20 protein-coding genes are annotated in these 19627 nt (G+C 69.6%); 13 read left to right on the top strand and 7 right to left on the bottom strand.

The window, feature by feature from the left end; all coding sequences use genetic code 11:
- Positions 1-75 precede the first annotated feature (75 nt).
- Complete coding sequence (locus QQJ79_RS06035) at positions 76-624, top strand: DUF2061 domain-containing protein (RefSeq protein ID WP_284222020.1); 549 nt, start codon at positions 76-78, stop codon at positions 622-624.
- Here QQJ79_RS06035 and QQJ79_RS06030 read toward each other — a convergent pair.
- Both QQJ79_RS06030 and QQJ79_RS06025 read right to left on the bottom strand, forming a co-directional pair.
- Entirely contained in the window at positions 621-1649 is a 1029-nt protein-coding gene (locus QQJ79_RS06030; protein ID WP_284222019.1) for a hypothetical protein, read from the bottom strand. The genes QQJ79_RS06035 and QQJ79_RS06030 overlap by 4 nt on opposite strands.
- Entirely contained in the window at positions 1646-2356 is a 711-nt protein-coding gene (locus QQJ79_RS06025; protein WP_284222018.1) for an RlmE family RNA methyltransferase, read from the bottom strand. The genes QQJ79_RS06030 and QQJ79_RS06025 overlap by 4 nt, the downstream gene beginning before the upstream one ends.
- A gap of 67 nt (positions 2357-2423) precedes the next feature.
- On the opposite strand from QQJ79_RS06025, the gene QQJ79_RS06020 reads away from it, so the two are divergent.
- Together QQJ79_RS06020 and QQJ79_RS06015 are read left to right on the top strand one after the other, a co-directional pair.
- Complete coding sequence (locus QQJ79_RS06020) at positions 2424-2888, top strand: peptidylprolyl isomerase (protein ID WP_431307574.1); 465 nt, start codon at positions 2424-2426, stop codon at positions 2886-2888.
- Between the two features lie 4 nt (positions 2889-2892).
- Positions 2893-3468, top strand: a complete 576-nt coding sequence (locus QQJ79_RS06015) for an HD domain-containing protein (protein WP_284222016.1) — start codon at positions 2893-2895, stop codon at positions 3466-3468.
- 4 nt (positions 3469-3472) lie between these two features.
- Here the strand turns inward: QQJ79_RS06015 and rnd are convergent, their stop codons facing one another.
- The gene (gene rnd / locus QQJ79_RS06010) at positions 3473-4621 is read right to left on the bottom strand and encodes a ribonuclease D (RefSeq protein ID WP_284222015.1); all 1149 of its coding nucleotides are present in this window, start codon (positions 4619-4621) and stop codon (positions 3473-3475) included.
- Between the two features lie 80 nt (positions 4622-4701).
- Here rnd and purM point away from each other — a divergent pair, with 80 nt between their 5' ends.
- Positions 4702-5739 (top strand): phosphoribosylformylglycinamidine cyclo-ligase, encoded by a 1038-nt coding sequence (gene purM / locus QQJ79_RS06005; protein ID WP_284222014.1) that lies wholly within the window; start codon positions 4702-4704, stop codon positions 5737-5739.
- Here the strand turns inward: purM and QQJ79_RS06000 are convergent.
- On the bottom strand, positions 5736-6206 hold the full coding sequence (locus QQJ79_RS06000; RefSeq protein WP_284222013.1) for a hypothetical protein: 471 nt from the start codon (positions 6204-6206) through the stop codon (positions 5736-5738). The two genes, purM and QQJ79_RS06000, sit on opposite strands and share 4 nt — an antisense overlap.
- A gap of 139 nt (positions 6207-6345) precedes the next feature.
- Between QQJ79_RS06000 and QQJ79_RS05995 the strand changes: the two genes are divergently transcribed.
- The 5 genes from QQJ79_RS05995 to QQJ79_RS05975 all read left to right on the top strand — a co-directional run bounded on the left by QQJ79_RS05995 (position 6346) and on the right by QQJ79_RS05975 (position 12637).
- Positions 6346-7722: a M20/M25/M40 family metallo-hydrolase gene (locus QQJ79_RS05995; RefSeq protein ID WP_284222012.1), complete on the top strand. Its 1377-nt coding sequence runs from the start codon at positions 6346-6348 to the stop codon at positions 7720-7722.
- A complete protein-coding gene (gene purN, locus QQJ79_RS05990) occupies positions 7722-8318 on the top strand; it encodes a phosphoribosylglycinamide formyltransferase (RefSeq protein ID WP_284222011.1) in 597 nt (198 codons plus the stop codon). Before QQJ79_RS05995 ends, purN begins: the two co-directional genes overlap by 1 nt.
- An 81-nt stretch (positions 8319-8399) precedes the next feature.
- A complete protein-coding gene (locus QQJ79_RS05985; protein WP_284222010.1) occupies positions 8400-10463 on the top strand; it encodes a M13 family metallopeptidase in 2064 nt (687 codons plus the stop codon).
- Positions 10464-10629: 166 nt separating this feature from the next.
- Positions 10630-10902 carry a helix-turn-helix domain-containing protein gene (locus tag QQJ79_RS05980; RefSeq protein WP_284222009.1) on the top strand — a complete coding sequence of 91 codons (273 nt, stop codon included), beginning with the start codon at positions 10630-10632 and terminating at the stop codon, positions 10900-10902.
- Complete coding sequence (locus QQJ79_RS05975) at positions 10892-12637, top strand: SulP family inorganic anion transporter (RefSeq protein ID WP_284222008.1); 1746 nt, start codon at positions 10892-10894, stop codon at positions 12635-12637. Before QQJ79_RS05980 ends, QQJ79_RS05975 begins: the two co-directional genes overlap by 11 nt.
- 6 nt (positions 12638-12643) lie before the next feature.
- Here QQJ79_RS05975 and ndk read toward each other — a convergent pair whose 3' ends face one another.
- The gene (ndk, locus tag QQJ79_RS05970) at positions 12644-13063 is read right to left on the bottom strand and encodes a nucleoside-diphosphate kinase (protein ID WP_284222007.1); all 420 of its coding nucleotides are present in this window, start codon (positions 13061-13063) and stop codon (positions 12644-12646) included.
- Positions 13064-13206: 143 nt separating this feature from the next.
- Here ndk and QQJ79_RS05965 point away from each other — a divergent pair, with 143 nt between their 5' ends.
- From QQJ79_RS05965 to QQJ79_RS05955, 3 genes are read left to right on the top strand one after another with little or no spacing between them, the layout of a single operon-like run.
- The gene (locus tag QQJ79_RS05965) at positions 13207-15093 is read left to right on the top strand and encodes an ABC-F family ATP-binding cassette domain-containing protein (RefSeq protein ID WP_284222006.1); all 1887 of its coding nucleotides are present in this window, start codon (positions 13207-13209) and stop codon (positions 15091-15093) included.
- 55 nt (positions 15094-15148) lie between these two features.
- Positions 15149-17008, top strand: a complete 1860-nt coding sequence (gene mutL / locus QQJ79_RS05960; protein ID WP_284222005.1) for a DNA mismatch repair endonuclease MutL — start codon at positions 15149-15151, stop codon at positions 17006-17008.
- Complete coding sequence (locus QQJ79_RS05955; protein ID WP_284222004.1) at positions 17005-17463, top strand: low molecular weight protein-tyrosine-phosphatase; 459 nt, start codon at positions 17005-17007, stop codon at positions 17461-17463. Before mutL ends, QQJ79_RS05955 begins: the two co-directional genes overlap by 4 nt.
- Here QQJ79_RS05955 and QQJ79_RS05950 read toward each other — a convergent pair.
- A complete protein-coding gene (locus QQJ79_RS05950) occupies positions 17457-18494 on the bottom strand; it encodes a Kelch repeat-containing protein (RefSeq protein WP_284222003.1) in 1038 nt (345 codons plus the stop codon). The genes QQJ79_RS05955 and QQJ79_RS05950 overlap by 7 nt on opposite strands.
- A 200-nt stretch (positions 18495-18694) precedes the next feature.
- Here QQJ79_RS05950 and QQJ79_RS05945 point away from each other — a divergent pair, with 200 nt between their 5' ends.
- Positions 18695-18970 (top strand): YjhX family toxin, encoded by a 276-nt coding sequence (locus QQJ79_RS05945; protein WP_284222002.1) that lies wholly within the window; start codon positions 18695-18697, stop codon positions 18968-18970.
- Here QQJ79_RS05945 and rsmD read toward each other — a convergent pair.
- Entirely contained in the window at positions 18953-19528 is a 576-nt protein-coding gene (rsmD, locus tag QQJ79_RS05940; protein ID WP_284222001.1) for a 16S rRNA (guanine(966)-N(2))-methyltransferase RsmD, read from the bottom strand. The genes QQJ79_RS05945 and rsmD overlap by 18 nt on opposite strands.
- Between the last annotated feature and the right edge of the window lie 99 nt (positions 19529-19627).

Genomic DNA, 19627 nt, shown 5'->3' with positions numbered 1-19627 from the left:
CCGCCCCGGCCTTATCGTCACGATAAGAACAATTGGCTTGCCGGATGCGGCGCCCGCCCCACATCTGGGAGACCCATGGTCCGTATGCTCATCAGCACCGCCCGCCGGCTCGCGCTCAAGATCGCGAGCTATGGCGTGATGCACCTGGTGGTCGCCATCCTGGTGGCTTTCGCCATCACGCGCGACTGGCGGCTGGCGCTGGCGGTCGGGGTGGTCGAGCCCTTCTTCCAGACCATCGCCTATTCGATCCACGACCGCGTATGGCACCGGATCGAGCGGCGGCGGATGCTGTCAGGGCTGGAAGAGGCGTCCGAGGCCTTCACCGCCCGCCTGCAGATCATGGCGCCCGAGGAACAGACCCGCGCCCATGGCCACCACGGCCACAGCCACGCCCTGCCCCGCTCCCTGAGCCAGATCGCGCTCAAGTCCGTTACCTACGGCGTCATGCATTTCGTTGTCGCCGTGACCGTCGCCTTCGCCCTGACCCGGGACTGGCGGGTGTCGCTGGCCATCGGCATCATCGAGCCGCTGGTGCAGACGGTCTTCTTCACCCTGCACGACCGCATCTGGTCCCGCATCGAGGCCCGCAAGGCCGCGCGGGCGGCGGAGATGGCCTCGGCCTAGGGGCGGTAGCCGTAGGCTGAGCATCCGGGTCGCCCGTCGTCCAGCAGACCCTCGTCATTCAGGCACAGGGCGTCGGACAGAGCCAGTCGACCCGTCGCGGCGGGCCCTGCGGTCCAGACCACGCGCCGGTCCCGAACGCCGGCCAGCGCCAGGCCCGCCGAGCTCCCTCTGACGCCCGTCTTGACGGCGACCACCGCAAAGGCCGGATCGGCCCGGTCGCGGAACACCCGCACGCCGCGGCGTCCGTGGACCATCTCCTCCGGGGACTGCGTCAGCTCCGCGCCCAGGGCGAGTTGCGCCGCAAGCGCCCCGCCCTCGCGCTCGGCCCGCCGGTTCTCGGCGGCGGTAAACGGCTGGGTCGCCGCATACACGGGCAACAGAACCATCGCCCCCGCCAGGGCCAGAGGCCAGTCGTCGCCGACGGACGAACCCTCAGCAGCGTCCGGCGTCGGCCGGCAGACGCTCGTCATGACCGCATCCGGGCCGGCCGCGGGCTCGAGTCGCATGATCGCAGCGCCGCCGTCGCCGAGCGGAAGGCGGCCCGGCGCCGCCGCCCACGGCAAGTTCAGCGCCCGCCGGCGGCTGTGCTCCCTCGCCGCCCTCAAATCGCGCGGGGACGGCCCGCCCTCAGGGCGCCGCGCCGTGACATGGACGGACCGGAGCACGCCGTCCACAAAGACGAACTGACCCCGGCTTCCCGCGGCCAGTCGACTGAAGGTCGGCGCTCCGTCGGCCTCGCCAGGCGCCGGGGGAAGGACGCCGGACAGACAGATCGTCTCTCCGGGGCGGACGCCCAGATCACCGTGCATGGCGGGCTCGCGCCAGAATCGCTGGATCGGGTGGATTTCGACGAGATGACCGCCGTCCATGATCCGGAGGGCCTCATCCGCGGTCGGATCGGGCGCCGCGCCGAGCCGGGCGGCGACCTCGGGCGGCGTCAGGCCGAGAAGCTCGACCACCGGCGTGGATGTCACGACGCCGGGCGTCTGCAGGGCGACAGCCGCGAGCAGCGCCGCCAGACTCATCGCTTGTTCATCGCCACGAGGAACACCTCGGCGCTGTCCTTCCGGCTCGACTCCGGCTTGACGTATTTGACCGTCTCGAACTCGGCGCGCAAGCGCGCCAGCACCCCGCCGGCGTCGCCGCCCTGGAAATTCTTCGACACGAAATGGCCGCCAGGCTTGAGGGTCCGGATGGCGAAGTCGGCGGCGATCTCGATCAGGGCGATGATCTTCAGGTGGTCGGTCTGGCGGTGGCCGACGGTGTTGTGGGCCATGTCGGACAGGACCAGGTCGGGCGCGCCGCCCAGCAGGTCGATCATCTGCTGGTCCACGCCCGGATGGGTGAAGTCCGCCTGGATCATGATGGCGCCGGGCACCGGCTCCACGGGCAGGAGGTCGACCCCGACCACCGCGATCGCGCCGCGCTTGACCGCCACCTGGGCCCAGCCGCCGGGCGCCGCGCCCAGATCGATGACCCGGCTGCCCTGCCGGATCAGGTGGAAGCGGTCGTCGATCTCCAGCAGTTTGAAGGCCGCCCGGCTGCGCCAGCCCTCGGCGCGGGCGCGCTCGGACCATTTGTCCGACAGCTGGCGCTTGATCCACTGCTGGCTGGACATCGACTTGGTGTCCGCCGTCTTCATCTTCGTGCCCATGCCGCGCCCGGCGGCGGTTCCGCCCGAGGGCGGCCGCACCATTCGTCTGCGCTCGGCGGGCTTTTCTTCGTCAGTCATCGCATCCACATAGCCGCCAGCGGGTTTGCGGGCTATGGACCCGCGACAATTCACAAGGAGCGCGCCGATGGCCGACCAGACCCTGACCTTTTCTCTCGACACCGGCGACGGCGCCGACCGCGACGTGGTCATCAAGCTGCGTCCCGACCTGGCCCCCGGCCACGTCGCCCGCATCACCGAGCTGGCGAAGGAAGGCTTTTACGACGGCGTCGTCTTCCACCGCGTCATCCCGGGCTTCATGGCCCAGGGCGGCGATCCGACCGGCACCGGCACCTCGGGCTCGAAGAAGCCCAATCTGAAGGCCGAGTTCTCGAAGGAGCGCCACGCCCGCGGGGTCTGCTCCATGGCCCGCACCTCGGACCCCAACAGCGCCAACAGCCAGTTCTTCATCTGCCTCGACGACGCCTCCTTCCTCGACGGCCAGTACACCGTCTGGGGCGAGGTCATCGAAGGCATGGAACACGTCGACGCCCTGCCCAAGGGCGAGCCGCCCCGGAACCCGGGCAAGATCGTCAAGGCGACGGTGGCCTGACGACATGATCTCCGGTGCGGTTCGCGATGAACTGATCGCGCGCTACGGCGAGCCGCACCGGCGCTATCACACCATGACGCATATCCAGGACTGCTTGGCCCAGGTCGCCGCCTCGACAGACATGACGGACGACCAGCGTGCGCTGATGGACGCCGCGATCTGGTTTCACGACGCGATCTACGACCCGACCCGAAACGACAACGAAGCCGAAAGCGCCAAGATGGCCGCGGACCGGCTTGCCGCCGAGGGTGCGCCGCAGACCTTCATCGACGAGGTCGCCCGGCTGATTCTGCTGACCGCCGGCCATTCGGTGCAGGCTGACGACGTGCTCGGCGCGCGGCTGGTGTCAATCGACCTGTCGATCCTGGGCGCTGCTCCGGACCGGTACGACGCCTACGCCGCCGCCATACGCGATGAATACGCCCATGTGCCGGACCCCCTCTACAGGGCTGGAAGAGCGTTGATCATGGGACGCTTTCTCGAAAGCCCCCATCTGTTCGCCGACCCCGTCTGGGCGAACCGGTTCGAGGCGCAGGCCCGAAACAATCTCAGCCGGGAAATCGCCGCCCTCACCGCCTGAGCGGCTACTCGATCTCCACCACCTCGACCCGCGCGCCGTTCAGCACCAGGGCGATCTCGCCGCGTTTCAGCTTCAGCGCGTCCTCGCCGAACAGCTGACGGCGCCAGCCCTTCAGGGCGTCGACGTCGGCCTCGTCGTCGAGCGCGATCTTCTCGAGGTCGGCGACATTGGCCAGCAGCTTGGTCGCCACCCCGGCGTTGTCGCTCTTCGCCTTGAGCAGCACCTTCAGCAGTTCGACCACCGACGGCGGAGCCGGCTGGTTATGGGCGGGGCGGTCCAGCTTGGGCGCGTGAGCCTCGGGATCGGCCAGCACCCGCTTCAACTCAGCCGAAAGCTCCAGCCCGAGCCGGGATGCGCCGAAGCCCTTCGGCACGGACCGCAGGCGATTGAAGGCGTCGGGATCGGTCGGCGCCTGGGCGGCGATCTCGTCGATCGCTTCGTCCTTCAGGATGCGGCCGCGCGGCTGGTCGCGCTCCTGCGCCGTGCGCTCGCGCCAGACCGCCGTGGCGACGAAGGCGGCCAGATATTTGGCCGACCACTTCTTGGGCTTCAGCCGCTTCCAGGCCTTTTCCGGGTCGGTGTCATAGAGGGCCGGATCGGTCAGATCCTCCATCTCGGCCATGACCCAGTCCAGACGGCCCTCCTTCTGCAGCCGGTCGCGCAGCTTGGGATAGAGGGCGGCCAGATGGGTCACGTCGCCCAGGGCGTAGACCAACTGGGCCTCCGACAGCGGGCGGCGGGCCCAGTCGGTGAACCGGCTGCCCTTGTCGACTTCCTGACGCAGCATCTGGCGCACCAGCGCCTCATAGGAGACCTGGTCGCCGAAGCCGGCGGCCATGGCGGCCACCTGGGTGTCGAACATCGGCTTCGGCATGGCGCCGAGCTTGACGAAGATCTCGGTGTCCTGACGCGCGGCATGGAAGACCTTCAGGATCTGCGGATCGCGCAGCAGGTCCAGGAAGGGCTCGAGGTCCAGCCCCTCGGCCATCGGGTCGATGATGGCGGCGTCCGTGGCCGACGCCGCCTGTATCAGGCAGAGGCGCGGCCAGTAGGTCGTCTCCCGCATGAATTCGGTATCGACGGTGATGAACGGCTGGTTGGCGAGGCGGGCGCAGAATTCGCGCAGGACCTCGGTGGTGGTGATCGGCGTCATTCGGATGCTATAGCCCCGCGCGATACGGTTGTGGCAAGACCCGCCGCAGAAATCCGCCCACTGATTCAGGCCCGTGACCGATGAGCGACACCCCCGACCCGCTGCGCAATGGCCTGACCTACGCCGATGCGGGGGTGGATATCGACGCCGGCGAGATGCTGGTGGACGCCATCAAGCCGCTGGCGAAGTCCACGCGCCGCCCCGGCGCGGAAGCCTCTCTGGGCGGATTCGGCGCCCTGTTCGACCTCAAGGCGGCGGGGTTCGAGGATCCGCTGATCGTCGCCACCACCGACGGCGTCGGCACTAAGCTGAAGATCGCCATCGAGACTGGACGCCATGACGGGGTCGGGATCGATCTGGTCGCCATGTGCGTCAATGACCTGCTGGCCCAGGGCGCCGAGCCGCTGCTGTTCCTCGACTACTACGCCACCGGCAAGCTCGAGATCGACGCCGCCAAACGCGTCGTGGCCGGAATCGCCGAAGGCTGTCGTCAGGCCGGCTGCGCCCTTGTCGGCGGCGAGACGGCCGAAATGCCCGGCATGTACCAGGGCGGCGACTACGACCTCGCCGGCTTCTCGCTGGGCGCCGTCGAGCGCGGCCACGCCCTGCCTTATCTGGATCGGCAGGCGGCGGGCGACATCATCATCGGCCTGGCCTCCTCGGGTCCGCACTCGAACGGCTATTCCCTGATCCGCAAGGTGGTCGAGAAGTCCGGTCTGGCCTGGGGCGACGACGCCCCCTTCGCCCGCGACCGGACCCTGGCCCAGGCGCTGATGGAGCCGACCCGCATCTATGTGAAGCCGGTTCTGCCCCTGATGAAGGCTGGCCTCATCAAGGGCGCGGCCCACATCACCGGCGGCGGCCTGATCGAAAACCCGCCGCGCTGCATCGCCGAGGGCCTGCAGGCCAGCTTCGACTGGGACGCATGGCCGATGCCGCACGTCTTCCAGTGGCTGGGCGAGACCGGCGGGATTTCGGATCACGAACTGCGCCGCACCTTCAACTGCGGCATGGGCTTCATCCTCATCGTGTCGCCCGAGAACGCCGAGCCGGTGCTGGCCGGCCTGCTGACCGCCGGCGAGGTCGCCTTCGTCTGCGGCCAGTTGGAAGCCGCCTAGTAGCCTTCGGCGTCGAGACTGCTGAAGGTCACCCGCACCAGCGCGGCGGCGCCGGGGTTCTGCCGAAGCGAGACCGTGACCCCGTCCTTCGTCCAGATGGGACGGTTGGCCGGCAGGCCCGGTTCAGGCGTGAAGCCCCGGTCCCGCATGACCGGCAGCACCGACGCCTTCGCCGCGTCGAAGCCTCCGCGACGCGCCTGGATGACACAGACCCGGTTGAGATTGCCGTCGGCGACGCTGCCCTCAGTCGTCAGACGCAGCAGATGGGCCTGGTCCTCGCTCTGGAAGGTGCGGGTGTCGGCCTCCGGCGCCGGAGTCTCGACGAAGCCCAGGAATTCCAGCGCAGCCGTGTCGCTGGTCTCGCCCGTCACATAGGGCAGGCAGACGTCGGTCAGGATGCTGCGCGTCATGTCGGTGGGCGGCGCTGAGGCCGTGAACAGGGTGGCGGCGAGGACGAGGGCAAGCATGGACGAAACTCCGGAGCGCGTCGGCCGCACTGTTTCCGAGGCGCTCGCCAAGCGCAAGCGCCACACCTGCGCGCGAGCCGTTGACCGGGCGCGACCCGCCCGGCATGGTCCGCGCCTTCCACAATTCGTGAGGTCGCCGATGCGCGCGCTGTCTATCGCCCTGACCGGAGCGCTTCTGGCGTCGGCCCCCGCCGCGGCCCAGACCGTCCAGGAACAGGCCCTGCTGCACCAGCTGGCGACCGAGATCCGCCCCGAGCGGATGCGCGCCGACATCGAGGCGCTCGTCGGGTTCGGAACCCGCCATACGATGTCTGAGACGGCTTCGAACACGCGCGGCATCGGCGCCGCTCGGCGCTGGGCCCAGGGCCAGTTCGAGATGATCAGCCGCGACTGCGACGGCTGCCTGACCGTCGTGACCCCGTCCGACACCGTCACCGCCGCCCGGGTGCCCACTCCGACCGAAGTGGTGAACATCGTCGCCATCCAGCGCGGCACAGGCGACCCCAACCGGGTCATCATCATCTCGGGCCACATCGACTCGCGCGTCACCGACGTGATGAATTTCACCGACGACGCCCCCGGCGCGAACGACGACGCCTCGGGCGTGGCCGCGGTGCTGGAGGCGGCGCGGGTGCTGTCGAAACACCGCTTCGAGGCCACCCTGGTGTTCGCCGCCCTGTCCGGCGAGGAACAGGGGCTGCTGGGCGGCAAGATTCTGGCCGACTACGCCCAGGCCCAGGGCTGGCGCGTCGAGGCCAATCTCAACAACGACATTGTCGGCAATTCCGAAGGCCAGTCCGGGGTGCGCGACACCACCCGCGTCCGCGTCTTTTCCGAAGGCACCAAGACCGTTGAAACCGAGGCCCAGGAGGAGCGGCGGCGCTACAACGGCGGCGAGGTCGATTCCTCGTCGCGCAATCTGGCCCGCTTCGTCGACGGACTGGCCGACCGCTACCTGGCCAATTTCGATGTCGAGATGATCTATCGCACCGACCGCTACGGCCGCGGCGGCGATCAGGTGGAGATGCTGCGCCACGGCTTTCCCGCTGTCCGGATCTCGGAAGGCGCCGAGAACTACGACCGCCAGCATCAGGACCTGCGCATCGAGGACGGCGTCCACTACGGCGACACCATCGAGGGCGTGGACTTCGACTATCTGGGTCAGGTGGCGCGGCTGAACATCGTCGCCATGGCGGCGCTGGCCAACGCCCCCGCCAGCCCGCTGGGCGTGACCATCGAGGGCGCGGTCAAGCCGGACACCACGGTGAAATGGCAGGCCGTGCCCGGCGCTGCCGGCTATCGCGTCTGGTGGCGCTCCACCACAGCCCCGCAATGGACCCACAGCCGCTGGGCCGGGTCCGCGACCGAGCTGACCCTGCCGGGCATCGTCATCGACGACTACTTCTTCGGCGTCTCGGCCGTGTCGGACGACGGCTATGAGAGCCCGGTGGTCTTCCCCGGTCCGGCCGGCTCCTTCGTTTCGGTCGGCGACCCGGCCCCCCGCCCGGCCAGCTGATGCCGACAGCGCGCACCGGCCGCGTCCGCGTCGCCGTCCTCATCTCCGGCGCCGGGTCGAACATGGCCGCGCTGGTCGACGCCGCCGGTGAGTCCGACGCGCCCTACGAGGTGGTCCTGGTCCTCTCGAACAAGGCGGAGGCCGGCGGTCTGACCGTGGCCGAGGCCAAGGGCGTCCCGACGGCGATTGTCGACCACGCCGCCTTCGGCAAGGACCGGGCGGCGCACGAACAGGCGATCCAGACCGTGCTGGAGGCCCACCACGTCGAGGTCGTGGCCCTGGCCGGCTATATGCGGCTGCTGACTCCCTTCCTCGTCGGCCGATGGGCCGGGCGGATGCTGAACATCCACCCGAGTCTGCTGCCGAAATATCCGGGGCTGGACACCCACGCGCGGGCCATCGCGGCGGGCGACGCCGAGGCGGGCTGCACCGTGCATCTGGTCACCGAAGGCGTCGACGACGGCCCGGTGCTGGGTCAGGCCGTCGTGCCGGTCCAGCCTGACGACACCCCGGCCGCCCTCGCTCAACGGGTGCTGGCCGCCGAGCACCAACTCTACCCGCAAGCCCTCGCCCGTTTCTGCCGGACGCCAGATTAGAAGTTCGTAATCTCCCGCCTTTTCCGGCGACAGGCGCGCAGGGGTGAGGCAGCGTGCCGCCGAAATTCAACGGGGGCCCTCATGCTCAGACTCAAACTCATGGCCTGCGCCGCCGGCGCGGCCCTTCTGTTCGCCGCCGGCGCGGTCCAGGCCCAGACGGCCCCGCCGATCGTGGAGATCCCGGCGACGGATCAGGCCGAGATCGGCGCCTTCGGCTTCGACACCGCGGGCATGGATACGTCGGTCCGTCCCGGCGACGACTTCAATCGCTTCGCCAGCGGCGTCTATCTGGCCAACACCCCGATCCCGGCCGACAAGACCTCGTTCGGCGTGTTCGACATGCTGTACGATCGCTCGCAGGACAATCTGAAGACCCTGATCGAGGAGAGCGCCGCCAATCCGTCCTCCAGTCCCGAGGCCGCCCGCATCGGCGCCTTCTACGGCAGCTTCATGGACGAGGCGACGGTCGAGCGTCTGGGCGCCAGCCCGCTGCAGGCTGATCTGGCCGAGGTCCGCGCCGCCGACACTCGCGAGGAAATCGCCGCCCTGATGGGCCGCACCCAGGGCGGCTTCGGCTCCAGCCTGTTCGGCATCGGCACGTTCGAGGATCTCAAGGCGCCGGACCGGACCGCCGCCTATGTCGGCCAGGGCGGCCTCGGCCTGCCTGACCGCGACTACTATCTCGAGGACAGTTTCGCGACCCAGAAGGCCGCCTACCGGACCTATGTCGCCACCGCCCTGACCCTCGCGGGCTGGCCCGAGCCGGAAGCCGCCGCCGACGCCATCCTCGCGTTCGAGACCCGCATCGCCGAACAGCACTGGACCCAGGTCCAGAACCGCCAGATCGACAAGATCTACAACCCCATGACCGTGGCCGAGCTGGCCGCCGCCGCGCCGGGCTTCGACTGGGCCGCCTGGGCCGAGGGCGCCGGCGTGGCCCATGTGCCCACCCTGATCGCCACCAACAACACCGCCTTCCCCGGCATGGCCCGCGTCTTCGCCGAGACCCCGATCGAAACCCTGCAGTCGTGGCAGGCCTTCCACGTCATCGACCAGGCGGCGCCCTATCTGTCGAGCGCCTTCGTGGAGGCCAATTTCAACTTCTACGGCCGGGTGCTCAACGGACAGCCCGACAACCGGCCCCGCTGGAAACGCGGCGTGCAGCTGGTCGACAATTCGCTCGGCGAGTCGCTGGGCCAGGAATATGTCGCCCGCCACTTCCCCGCCGAGTCCAAGGCCCAGATGGAGGCACTGGTCGCCAACCTCCGTCGCGCGATGACCGCCCGCATCGAGGGGCTGGAATGGATGAGCCCCGAAACCCGCCAGCAGGCGCTCTACAAGATGAGCCGCTTCGGGGTGAAAATCGGCTATCCCGAACAGTGGCGCAGCTATGACGGCCTGAGGCTGGAGCCCGGCGACCTGTACGGCAATGTCGAGCGGTCGGCGGCCTTCGAATGGGCGTGGAACGTCGGCAAGCTGACCCGCCCGGTCGATCCGCTGGAGTGGGGCATGACCCCCCAGACGGTGAACGCCTACTACAACCCGCCGCGCAACGAGATCGTCTTCCCGGCCGCCATCCTGCAGGCCCCCTTCTTCGATCCGAACGCCGATCCGGCCATCAACTACGGCGGCATCGGCGCGGTCATCGGCCACGAGATCACCCACGGCTTCGACGACCAGGGCCGCAAGGTCGACGGCGACGGCGTGCTGCGCGACTGGTGGACGGCCGAGGACGCGGCCAAGTTCGAGGAACGCGCGCGGGTTCTGGGCGCCCAGTATTCGGCCCTGAGCCCGTTCGAGGGCACGAACGTCAACGGCGAACTGACCATGGGCGAGAACATCGCCGACCTCGGCGGCCTGCTGCTGGCGCTGGACGCCTACCATCTGTCGCTGAACGGAGCCGAGGCGCCGGTGATCAACGGCCTGACCGGCGATCAGCGGGTCTTCCTCGGCTGGGCCCAGGTCTGGCGTGAAAACTCGCGCGACGAGGCCCTGCGCCAGCAGGTCACCGTCGACCCGCATTCGCCGGCCCAGTACCGGGCCGCGGTGCCGCCGCGGAATATCGACGCCTGGTACGCCGCTTTCGGCGTCCAGCCGGGCGACGAACAATATCTCGCGCCGGAGGCCCGCGCCCGTATCTGGTAGGTCCTGAACCCGACACGACGACGGCCCCGGCGAGCGATCGCCGGGGCCGTTTTCGTTCAAGCCTCTCCCGACGCCGGCCGGCCGCGGCGCGCCGCCTGTCGTCCATCCTCGACAGTGACTTCATGTCCCCGTTCTGATATATGAAACTTCACAGGTGAGGTTTCATATGATTACCGGACCACAGATTCGCGCCGCCAGGGCGCTGCTCGGGATCGACCAGCGCGAACTGGCGCGACTGTCCGGCCTGTCGACCCCGACAATCCAGCGCATGGAGGCCTGCCAGGGCTCGGTGCGCGTCGTGGTCGACAGTCTGGAGAAGGTGATGACGGCGATCGCGCACGCCGGTGTCGAACTGATTGTCGAGGGCGCGCCCAGCACCGGCGTCGGTCGCGGCGTGCGACTGATCGACAGAAAGGCGGCGGACAGCGATGGGCGCTGACTGGAAGCTGTTTCTGCCCAAGTCTGTCACCGTCCTTCGCCAAGGGTACGGCCTGCCGGACTTCCGCGCGGACGCCATCGCCGGGCTGACCGTGGCGGTGGTCGCCCTGCCCCTGGCCATGGCGCTCGCCATCGCCTCGGGCGCGACGCCCGAGGTCGGGCTGATCACGGCCGTCGTCGCCGGCTTCCTGATTTCAGCCCTCGGCGGCAGCCGGTTCCAGATCGGCGGCCCGACCGGGGCCTTCGTGGTCATCGTCTACGGGGTGATCTCGAAATACGGCTACGACGGCCTGCTGATGGCCACGCTGATGGCCGGGGGCATCCTGATGGTCGCGGGACTGGCCCGGGTCGGAACCCTGATCAAATACATTCCGGATCCCGTAACCACCGGCTTCACCAGCGGCATCGCCGTCATCATCATGGCGAGCCAGATCAAGGACATCCTCGGTCTTGAAGCCGCCGGCGTTCCCGCCGAACTGATCCCGAAACTGCAGGCTTTGTGGGCCGTCCGCGACACCCTGAGCCTCCCGGCCTTCGGACTGTCCGCCGCCTGCGTCGCCGGCATCCTGCTGCTGCGCCGCTACGTCCCGCGCGCGCCCGGCTTCCTGATTGTGACCATCCTGGCGGCCGGCGTCGTCGCCCTGACCCAGTGGCCGGTCGAGACCATCGGCTCGCGTTTCGGCGAGATGAACGCCCGCCTGCCGATCCCAAGCCTCGCCTTCTGGCGCTGGGACAACGCCATGGAGCTGCTGCCCAGCGCCATGACCATCGCCCTGCTGGCCGGGGTGGAATCCCTGCTCTCGGCCGTCGTCGGCGACCAGATGACCGGCCGCCGCCATCGCTCCAACGTCGAACTGGTCGCCCAGGGCGTGGCCAACGTCGCCTCGGCCGCGGTCGGCGGCCTGCCGGCCACGGGAGCCATCGCCCGCACCGCGACCAACATCCGCTCCGGCGCGCGCTCGCCGGTGGCCGGCATGCTGCACGCGCTCTTCCTGCTGCTCTTCATGCTGCTGCTGTCGCCGGTGATGAAGCTGGTGCCCATGGCGGCGCTGGCGGCCATCCTCGTCGTGGTGGCGCTGAACATGGCCGAGGCGCACCGCTTCCGCCTGATCCTGCGCACCTCGCACGGCGACCGCGCCGTGCTGCTGGCCACCTTCGGCCTGACCGTGCTGGTCGATCTGACCGTCGCCATCGAGGTCGGCATGGTGCTGGCCGCCTTCGTCTTCATGCACCGGATGGCGGGACTGGCCTCGATCGAGGGCGGCGCGCCGATCATCGAGGGCGACGAGGACGACCTCCAGCCCGGCCGGGACAGGCGTTACCTGCCGAACCACGGCCTGCCCGCCGACATCGGCGTCCTGACCTTCCGGGGTCCGCTGTTCTTCGGCAGCGCGGCCGTGGTCAAGGACGCGCTGGACCGGATCGGCGCGCGCAAGCGGGTCTATATCCTGCGCCTCGAAGACGTGCCGCTGCTCGACCCCACCGGGGCCTTCGCGCTCGGCGATCTGCTCAGGAGACTGCTGGACGAAGGCGACGAGGTGGTGATCGTCGGGGCCGGACACAGCGTCCTGCGAGCGCTGCTGCAGACCGTTCCAAAGCCGGTATTGAAGCGCGTCCGCTTCGTGCGGACCTTCGAGGCGGCGCGCAAACGGGTTCTCGGCGCCGCAGGCCGGGACAACGAAACGGCCGGTCCCCCGTCAGGAGAACCGGCCGCCGGTCAGGCTATAAAGGGTTGACCCGGTTCAGCCGACGATCTGGTCGTCGGTGAAGAACTGGGCGATCTCGATGCCGGCGTTCTCCAGCGAGTCCGAGCCGTGGACCGAATTCTCGCCGATCGACAGGGCGAACAGCTTGCGGATCGTGCCGTCGGCCGCGTCCTTGGGGTTCGTTGCGCCCATGACTTCGCGGTATTTGGCGACGGCGTTGTCGCCTTCCAGCACCTGGACGACGACCGGCTCGGCCGTCATCTGGCCGACCAGCTCGCCGTAGAAGGGGCGTTCGGCGTGGACTTCGTAGAATTTCTTCGCCTGGGCCTCGGTCAGCTTGACGCGGCGTTGCGCGACGATGCGCAGGCCGGCGCCCTCGATCACGGCGTTGATGGCGCCCGTCAGGTTGCGACGCGTGGCGTCGGGCTTGATGATCGAGAAGGTGCGTTCGGTCATGGGAGTGACTTCTTGTTGGGAGATTGAAGGTCGCGGGCTTATAGCGGCGCCCTCCCCGGTTTCCAACCGCCACACAATTTTGCCTCTTTCGCGCGCCGCAAGGCGGTTCGCTGCGTCAGGGCCGCCCGAGATCACGACCGACCATGCTCCAGATCACCGACCTGACCTTCAACGCCTGGGGGCGCAAATTCCTCGAGGACGCCTCCGTCTCCCTGCCGCCTGGCTCCAAGGTCGGGCTGGTCGGCCGCAACGGCATCGGCAAATCGACCCTGTTCAAGCTGATCCTCGGCGAACTGGCCGCCGGCGGCGACGAGATCAGCCTGCCGAAAACCGCCCGTATCGGCTCGGTCGACCAGGAACACCCGGCCACCCCCGTCAGCGTGATCGAGACCATCCTCGAGGCCGACGAGGAGCGCCACACCCTGCTGGGCCGGCTTGAAACCGCCGAGCCCGAGGAGATGGGCGAGATCTGGACCCGGCTGATCGAGATCGACGCCGACGCCGCCCCCGCCCGCGCCGCCGAAATCCTCGTCGGACTCGGCTTCGACCATGAGAACCAGCAACGGCCGATGTCGGAATTCTCCGGCGGCTGGCGCATGCGCGTGGCCCTGGCCGCCGCCCTGTTCGCCGAGCCGGACATGCTGCTGCTCGACGAACCGACCAACTACCTCGACCTCGAAGGCGCCCTGTGGCTCGAGGCGCGGCTGAAGAAATATCCGCACACGGCCCTGATCATCTCCCACGACCGCGAGATGCTGAACGAGGTCTGCACCCACATCCTGCACCTCGCGAACCGCAATTTGACCCTCTACACGGGCAACTACGACCAGTTCGAAAAGGCCCGCGCCGAGAAGGCCCGGCTGCAGCTGTCGGCCAAGGCCAAGCAGGACGCCGAGCGCGCCCACCTGCAGGCCTTCGTCGATCGCTTCAAGGCCAAGGCCTCCAAGGCCGCCCAGGCCCAGTCGCGCATGAAGCGCCTGGCCAAGATGCAGCCGGTCGCGACCACCATCGAGGAGCGCGTCGCCCCCTTCATCCTGCCCTCCCCGCCGCGCCCGCTGGCCCCGCCGCTGATCCGGCTGGAGCGCGCCAATGTCGGCTATGAGCCGGGCAAGCCGATCCTGCGCAATCTCAACCTGCGCATGGACCTCGACGACCGCATCGGCCTGCTGGGCGTCAACGGCGCGGGCAAGTCGACCTTCGCCAAGATGATCGCCGGGGCCCTCAACGTCTCCGAGGGCGAACTGCACCGCGACCGCAAGATGCGCGTGGGCTGGTTCCACCAGCACCAGATCGAGGCCATGGACCCGACGGACACGCCGCTGGAGATCATCCGCCGCGCCATGCCCGACGCCCCGGAAAGCGCCCGCCGCTCGAAACTGGCCCAATGGGGCCTCGGCTATGAGAAGCAGGAGACCACCGTCGCCAGCCTGTCCGGTGGCGAGCGCGCCCGCCTGCTGCTCAATCAGGTGGCGATGGATGCGCCGCACATCCTGATCCTCGACGAACCGACCAACCACCTCGACATCGACAGCCGCCGGGCCCTGCTCGACGCCCTGAACGACTATTCCGGCGCCGTCATCCTGATCACCCACGACCGCTCGCTGATGGAGATGGTCGCCGACCGCCTGTGGCTGGCCGCCGATGGCACGGTCAAGCCGTGGGACGGCGACATGGACGACTACGCCCGCTTCGTGCTGGACCGCGCCAAACAGGCGGCGGTGCGGCCGAGCCAGATCAAGGATGAGGCGATCGCCGCCGCGCCTGCTTCGAACAACAAGAACAAGAAGAACGACAAGAAATCCGGCCCTTCTCCTTCCACGCTGCGTCATGCGGTGAAGAAGGCCGAGGAGCGGATGTCACAATTGACCGCCGAGATCGCCCGCATCGACGACGACATGGCCAATGCTTCGGTCAGCAATCCCAAGGCCCTGGAAGGCCTAACCCGCGCGCGGGCGAAGACGCAGTCCGACCTCGACGCGGCGGAAGCGGCGTGGGTGGCGGCGGAAGAGGCCCTGGCGGAGATGAGCTGACCCTTCCGCCTCGCCCTTCTTGCGGGCCCCGGAAAGCGCCATACTCGCGAATCCCATGCTCATCCGCCGCCTCCCCCCCGAGACCGTCAACCGCATCGCCGCTGGCGAGGTGGTCGAACGTCCGGCGAGCGCCATCAAGGAGCTGGTCGAGAATGCGCTCGACGCGGGGGCGACGCGGATCGAGGTCCAGGCGGACGGCGGCGGCCTGACCCGCATCCTGATCGCCGACGACGGTTGCGGCATGGCGGCGGACCAGCTGGCCCTCGCGGTCGAACGGCACGCCACCTCCAAGCTCGAAGCCGACGATGCGGGCGACGTCGACCTGTTGCGCATCTCGACCCTCGGCTTCCGCGGCGAGGCCCTGCCCTCGATCGGCTCCGTCGCCCGCCTGACCATCACCAGCCGCCCCCGCGAAGGCGGCGACGCCCATCAGATCACCGTCGAGGGCGGCGACCAGCGCCCGGTCGCCCCCGCCGGCTTCCCCGGCCCCCACGGCGCCCGTGTCGAGGTCCGCGACCTGTTCTACGCCACCCCCGCGCGGCTCAAATTCATGAAGTCCGAGCGGTCCGAGGCCATGGCCATCTCGGAAGAGATCAAGCGTCAGGCCATGGCCCATGAGGGCGTGGCCTTCACCCTCGACCTCGACGGCAAGACCACCCTGCGCCTGCCCGCCGAACACCCCGGCGACGCCGGCCGGCTGAAGCGGCTCGCCGCCCTGCTGGGCCGCGATTTCGAGGCCAACGCCCTGCTGATCGATCAGGCCCGGGACAACGTCCGCCTCACCGGCTACGCGGGCCTGCCGACCTACAGCCGGGGCAACGCCGGCCACCAGTATCTGTTCGTCAACGGCCGTCCGGTGAAGGATCGCCTGCTGCAGGGCGCCCTGCGCGGCGCCTATGCCGACTTCCTCGCCCGCGACCGGCATCCGGCGGCGGTGCTGTTCCTTGAGATCGATCCCCTCTACGTCGACGTCAACGTCCATCCGGCCAAGGCCGAGGTGCGGTTCCGTGATCCGGCGCTGGTGCGCGGCCTGATCGTCGGCGCCCTGCGTCACGCCCTCGCCGCCGCCGGTCACCGGGCCTCGACCACGGTGGCGGCGGATGCGCTGGCCGGCTTCCGGCCGCATGCGGGCGTCGCTTCCGGACCCGCCTTCAGCCCCTCTTCGCCCTCCGCCCAGGGCTGGAGCGGCTGGCAGGGCTGGGCCGCCCCGGCCAGCGCCAACGCCCAGATCATTCCCGGTCTCCACGAACGCTCGGCCCGGGTCGAGGGCCATGAGCCCGCCTCGAACGACGGCTGGCCCGCCGACGCCGCCCCGGCTGCGGCCGATCTGATCGACTACCCCCTCGGCGCCGCCCGGGCCCAGTTGCACGGCACCTATATCGTCGCCCAGACCCGCGACGGCCTCGTCGTCGTAGACCAGCACGCCGCCCACGAACGCCTCGTCTACGAACGAATGAAGGTACAGATGGCGCGCGGTTCGGTGACGCGTCAGGCCCTGCTGACCCCCGAGGTGGTCGAGCTGGACCCCGCCGAAGCCGAACGCGTCTCGGCCCGCGCCGACGAACTGGCCGAACTGGGACTGATCGTCGAACCGTTCGGCGCCGGCGCCGTGCTGGTCCGCGAGACCCCGGCCCTTCTCGGCGACACCGACGTCCAGGGCCTGATCCGCGACATCGCCGACGACCTGGCCGAACACGGCGCGGCCCTGGCCCTGTCCGAGCGGCTGGGCGAGGTCTGCGGCACCATGGCCTGCCACGGCAGCGTCCGCGCCGGCCGCGTCCTCTCGGCCCCCGAGATGAACGCCCTGCTGCGCGAGATGGAGGCCACGCCCCACTCCGGCCAGTGCAACCACGGCCGCCCGACCTATGTCGAACTCAAGCTGGCCGACCTCGAAAAGCTGTTCGGGCGGCGATGATCCGCTCCATCCTCTTCGTCTGCCTCGGCAACATCTGTCGCTCGCCGCTGGCGGAAGGCGCCCTGCGAACCGAGGCCGCGCGGCTCGGCCTCGACCTGATCATCGATTCCGCCGGCACCGGCGACTGGCACGCGGGCGAGCCGCCGGATGAACGAGCCATCGAGGTCGCCCGGCGCAACGGCGTCGACATCTCCGGGCTGCGCGCCCGTCAGGTCCGGCCTGCCGACTTCCGGCGCTTCACCCATGTCGTCGCCCTCGATCACGACAACCTCTCGAACCTGCGCAAACTGGCGCCGGCCGACGCGACGGCCGAACTCAGCCTGCTGCTGGACCATGTCGAGGGCCGCGAGGGTCAGGCCGTGGCCGATCCCTGGTTCGGCGACGCAGCCGGTTTCGAAATCACCTGGGCCGAAGTCACCTCGGCCGCCCGGGGGCTGGCTCGCCGACTTCAGTAGAACGGATCGAGCTCAAAGGCTTCGACCACGCCGCCGGCCCGCCCGCCGGAGACCACCTCGCCGCCCGCGATGGCGTAGATGGTCTGGTCGATCGCCGCCGCCGCCAGCCCGTGACGCGGTGTCCGCATCGGCGGTCCGGCCGCCCAGCGGTCGGCCGTGGGGTCATAGATCCACGTCTCGGCGAACACCCCGCCGCCGCCCGCTGCGAACCACTCCCCGCCGAGGGCGATCAACCTCCCGCCGGCCGCCGCCATGGCCAGTCCGCCGCCGACCTGCTGGCCCGTCGCGGGAGAGGCCGGGATCGGGGCCAGCGTGTCCCAGCGGTCCCCGACCGAATCGTAGCGGTCGAGCCGCCCCGTACCCCCGCCTGTCACCGTCCTCCCTCCGGCCACCCACAGCACCCCGTCGAGCACAGCGCCGGCCGCGCTGTTCCGGGCCATCGGCGCCGGTCGCAGGGCCTCCCAGCGATCCGCGCCCCGGTCATAGGCCCAGTGATCGGCGACGTCGGACTGGTCGTTCCATTGGCCATTCGCGGCTCCGAGCGGCCGTCGGCCGGTCACGAGGTGGGCCCGCCCGGCCAGATCAACGCCCACGCTCTCGCTCAGGGGCGTCGGCAGCCGCGCCACGGCGCTCAATCCCTCGCCGTCGGCCATCCAGACATCCGTCATCGCCGTCCAGTCCCCGGCGTCGGAGCGGCCGTAACCGCCCACGATCATCAGGGCCCCGCCGCAGGTCACGACCATCGGATGATGCCGGGGCGACGGCAACCGCGGCCCCTGGGTCCAGACGTCGGTCGTCGGGTCATAGATGGCGATCCGGTCCTCGATCTCCGTCACCCTCGCGGGTCGGCGCAGCCCCCCGGCGACGACGATCCGCCCACCCGAGACCGCGCAATAGATCTCCTGCACCGCCCACGGGAGCGGCGCCTTCGGCGCCCAGCCTGTCGTCAAGGCCTGTGCGCGGCCAGCGAGCGGAACAGCCGCCGCGGCTCCGGCGGCGGCGATGAAGGCGCGGCGGTCGATCTGGGTCATGCATCGCAATCTGGCCCGGAAACCCGACCTGCGCTATACGGCGCACGTCCAACCCTCGGGATGATCCCGACAGAAAGCCTATGTCCGAGATTGCGCGAAAGGCCTGAGGCCTCCACGGCGCTGACTGTGAAGAGCCTCTGAACCGCACGCCGGCGTGATCACGCCGGCGCGACCTTTCACGCCTTTCCGGACATACCCCGATGAACATCTCCCGAGCGGAGCAGCGCACGCTGCACGCCCTGGCCCAGGGCGGCGCGATCGTCCTCGAACGCGACGCCGACGGCCGCATCCTGCGCGCTGACTGTTTCACCCGCGACGGCTTCCTGCTGATCGACTGCACCCTGTCGGTCTGGAAGAAGCTGAAGACCAAGGGGCTGATCGCCTCGATCGGCGGCGGGCCCTACCGGGTCAACCGCGACGGCCTGGCACGCATGCGCAGCCAGCTCGACAACCGGGTCTCAGCCCGCCGCTGGTAGAGCCCTGAGAAAAAGGACGCGCGCGGCGCCATAGTCGCGCGCGTCCAGCCGCTCATAGCCGGGCGTGTCGATCTCGGGCTCGTCCGAACCGCGCTCGAACACCACGATAGCGCCGGGCTTTAGCCAGTTGCCCTCCAGAAGCCGCTGCAGCGTCTGTTCGCCCAGCCCCTTGCGATACGGAGGATCGAGGAAGGCCAGGTCGAACGCCTCGCCGTCGGAGCCCGGCCGCCCGCCGAGATCGACGGCGCTGCGCCGGTGAACGCGCGTGCGGCCCATGACGTGACAGGCGTCGGCGTTCTCACGAATGGCCCCGCGCGCCTCCTCATCCGTCTCCACGAACAGGGCGAAGGCCGCGCCGCGGCTGATCGCCTCGAACCCCAGGGCGCCGGAGCCCGCGTACAGGTCAATGACGCGCATGCCCTCGAGTGGCTCGGCCCATGCGGCATGCTCCAGCACATTGAACACGGCCTGCCGCGCGCGGTCGGAGGTCGGGCGCGTGCCCTGCCCCTCCGGCGCGACGATGGACCGGCCCTTCAGACTGCCTGCGACGATCCGCACGGATCAGCCCTTGGAGCGGGGACCGCGCGGAGAACCGCGCCCGCCGGCCGGACCGGCGCCGGGACGGGGGCTGCCGCGTCCACCGGCCGGACCGGCGCC

The organism is Brevundimonas denitrificans, assembly GCF_030160755.1.
Taxonomy (GTDB): Bacteria; Pseudomonadota; Alphaproteobacteria; order Caulobacterales; family Caulobacteraceae; genus Brevundimonas; species Brevundimonas denitrificans.
Note: the sequence above shows the minus strand (reverse complement) of the source record. Positions and strands in the feature narration are given on the sequence as shown.

Excerpts from the sequence above, each read along its gene's own strand:
- QQJ79_RS06035 (WP_284222020.1), top strand. The coding sequence starts at position 76 with ATGGTCCGTATGCTCATCAGCACCGCCCGCCGGCTCGCGCTCAAGATC.
- QQJ79_RS06030 (WP_284222019.1), bottom strand. The coding sequence starts at position 1,649 with ATGAGTCTGGCGGCGCTGCTCGCGGCTGTCGCCCTGCAGACGCCCGGC.
- QQJ79_RS06025 (WP_284222018.1), bottom strand. The coding sequence starts at position 2,356 with ATGACTGACGAAGAAAAGCCCGCCGAGCGCAGACGAATGGTGCGGCCG.
- QQJ79_RS06020 (WP_431307574.1), top strand. The coding sequence starts at position 2,424 with ATGGCCGACCAGACCCTGACCTTTTCTCTCGACACCGGCGACGGCGCC.
- QQJ79_RS06015 (WP_284222016.1), top strand. The coding sequence starts at position 2,893 with ATGATCTCCGGTGCGGTTCGCGATGAACTGATCGCGCGCTACGGCGAG.
- rnd (WP_284222015.1), bottom strand. The coding sequence starts at position 4,621 with ATGACGCCGATCACCACCACCGAGGTCCTGCGCGAATTCTGCGCCCGC.
- purM (WP_284222014.1), top strand. The coding sequence starts at position 4,702 with ATGAGCGACACCCCCGACCCGCTGCGCAATGGCCTGACCTACGCCGAT.
- QQJ79_RS06000 (WP_284222013.1), bottom strand. The coding sequence starts at position 6,206 with ATGCTTGCCCTCGTCCTCGCCGCCACCCTGTTCACGGCCTCAGCGCCG.
- QQJ79_RS05995 (WP_284222012.1), top strand. The coding sequence starts at position 6,346 with ATGCGCGCGCTGTCTATCGCCCTGACCGGAGCGCTTCTGGCGTCGGCC.
- purN (WP_284222011.1), top strand. The coding sequence starts at position 7,722 with ATGCCGACAGCGCGCACCGGCCGCGTCCGCGTCGCCGTCCTCATCTCC.
- QQJ79_RS05985 (WP_284222010.1), top strand. The coding sequence starts at position 8,400 with ATGCTCAGACTCAAACTCATGGCCTGCGCCGCCGGCGCGGCCCTTCTG.
- QQJ79_RS05980 (WP_284222009.1), top strand. The coding sequence starts at position 10,630 with ATGATTACCGGACCACAGATTCGCGCCGCCAGGGCGCTGCTCGGGATC.
- QQJ79_RS05975 (WP_284222008.1), top strand. The coding sequence starts at position 10,892 with ATGGGCGCTGACTGGAAGCTGTTTCTGCCCAAGTCTGTCACCGTCCTT.
- ndk (WP_284222007.1), bottom strand. The coding sequence starts at position 13,063 with ATGACCGAACGCACCTTCTCGATCATCAAGCCCGACGCCACGCGTCGC.
- QQJ79_RS05965 (WP_284222006.1), top strand. The coding sequence starts at position 13,207 with ATGCTCCAGATCACCGACCTGACCTTCAACGCCTGGGGGCGCAAATTC.
- mutL (WP_284222005.1), top strand. The coding sequence starts at position 15,149 with ATGCTCATCCGCCGCCTCCCCCCCGAGACCGTCAACCGCATCGCCGCT.
- QQJ79_RS05955 (WP_284222004.1), top strand. The coding sequence starts at position 17,005 with ATGATCCGCTCCATCCTCTTCGTCTGCCTCGGCAACATCTGTCGCTCG.
- QQJ79_RS05950 (WP_284222003.1), bottom strand. The coding sequence starts at position 18,494 with ATGACCCAGATCGACCGCCGCGCCTTCATCGCCGCCGCCGGAGCCGCG.
- QQJ79_RS05945 (WP_284222002.1), top strand. The coding sequence starts at position 18,695 with ATGAACATCTCCCGAGCGGAGCAGCGCACGCTGCACGCCCTGGCCCAG.